Below are 1139 nucleotides of genomic sequence, written 5' to 3'. Positions count from 1 at the left end.
TGAAGGACAGGGGACGCATCTACCACTTCATCAACGCCCAGTTCAGTGACGTGCCGCGGCAGGAGTACCGCGACTACCTCGAGTGGGCGTGCCTGAAGAACGAGAACGTGGTCTTCGGCGAGACGGTCGAAGCCGTCGAGTTCGACGGTGAGTTCGTGCTCCGCACCAACCGCCGTACCGTCACCGCGAACAACATCTCCCTGGGCATCGGCAACGAGCCCTGGGTGCCCGCCGAGGGCCGGGACAAGCTCGGCTCCGGCCACTTCCACGTCAGCGACTTCGTGGAGCGCGGCCGTGACCTCGCCGGCCTCCGGGTCTGTGTGGTCGGCGGCGGCCTGTCGGGCGCCGAGGCGTTCCTCGACCTGATCTCCCGGCCGCAGGACCAGCGGCCGCGCCGGGTGTCCTGGGTGTCGCGGCGGCGCAACTTCTCCCCCATCGACGACTCGCCGTTCACCAACGACTACTACATGCCCGGGTATTCGGACTACTTCTACGGTCTGGACGCGGAGACCCGCGCGACGTTCAACCAGCAGCACGTGCTGTCCAGCGACGGCATATCCGAGGCGACGCTGCGCGAGATATACCAGCGCATCTACGCCGAGCGGTTCCTGCACGGGAACAAGGACCTGGTCGCCCTCTATCCGAACCGCTCCGTCATCGGCGTCACGCCGGGGGCCGGCGGGAACGGCGAATGGGCCCTGAGCCTCACCAACAGCAACCACCCGGGGGTGCTCGGCCAGGTCGACGCGGACGTCGTGGTGTGGGCCACCGGATTCCGCACCCGTACACCGGAGTTCATGGCACCGCTCTCCGACCGGATCGAGTGGGAGGGCGACGAGTTCCGGATCGACCGCGACTTCGCCGCCCGCTGGGACGGCCCGCCGGACCGCGGGATCTTCGTCCAGAACGCGGCCCTGCGCCAGCGCGGGCTCGCGGACAAGAACCTCAGCCTGATCGCCTGGCGGAGCCAGCGGATCGTCGACCGGCTGCGCGGAGTGCGCGGTGACGACCCGGACCCGTCGTTCGTCGAATGGTCGGCCAAGCTGCCGCTCGACGAAACGGCGGTGTGAGCCGTGAAGGACTTGGACATCGCTGTGGTGGGCGGCGGCATCATCGGCTGCCTGACCGCCCGGGAGGCC

Annotated in this window: 1 protein-coding gene; it reads left to right on the top strand. The window is 68.7% G+C overall.

Annotation, left to right across the window (positions count from 1 at the left end):
• A partial coding sequence (locus ABZV94_RS41815) for a SidA/IucD/PvdA family monooxygenase (protein ID WP_356350362.1) occupies nucleotides 1-1070 on the top strand: 1070 nt, incomplete at its 5' end.
• Nucleotides 1071-1139: the final 69 nt, after the last annotated feature.

Origin of the sequence: Streptomyces sp. NPDC004658, assembly GCF_040609555.1 — a bacterium.
Taxonomy (GTDB): Bacteria; Actinomycetota; Actinomycetes; order Streptomycetales; family Streptomycetaceae; genus Streptomyces.
Note: the sequence above shows the minus strand (reverse complement) of the source record. Positions and strands in the feature narration are given on the sequence as shown.